Origin of the sequence: Enterococcus sp. ARL09-542 (genome assembly GCF_005234805.1) — a bacterium.
GTDB lineage: Bacteria > Bacillota > Bacilli > Lactobacillales > Enterococcaceae > Enterococcus_D > Enterococcus_D gallinarum.
In genome coordinates this window covers 1-425 of the sequence record NZ_QPQX01000064.1, presented here as the reverse complement: position 1 = coordinate 425, position 425 = coordinate 1, and the positions used below count along the sequence as shown (strand labels likewise).

Here is a 425-nt window from a genome sequence, read left to right as displayed (position 1 = left end):
GTTGTATCAATGACACCTTCTGGTGTAACATCGTTCACTTTTGTGCCTTCTGGCAGCTCTTCCAAGTTAGTTACATTATCCGTCAGATCAATCGTTCCTCCGTAGTTGACTTCTTCTTTTTCTACTTCTGGAGTATATTTTTCAGCATCATTTCGATTGTCCACTACTTCCACTGGAACTTTCACTGTATCTTTTGTTCCATCCGGGTACGTAACTTCTATCGTTCCTTCATACTTACCTGGTTGAGTTGTATCAATGACACCTTCTGGTGTAACATCGTTCACTTTCGTGCCTTCCGGCAGCTCTTCCAAGTTAGTTACATTATCCGTCAGATCAATCGTTCCTCCGTAGTTGACTTCTTCTTTTTCTACTTCTGGAGTATATTTTTCAGCATCATTTCGATTGTCCACTACTTCCACTGGAAC

At 41.2% G+C, this 425-nt stretch carries 1 protein-coding gene; it reads right to left on the bottom strand.

Annotated elements, in window-relative coordinates:
- A partial coding sequence (locus DVW06_RS16925) for a Rib/alpha-like domain-containing protein (RefSeq protein WP_274543599.1) occupies positions 1-425 on the bottom strand: 425 nt, incomplete at both ends.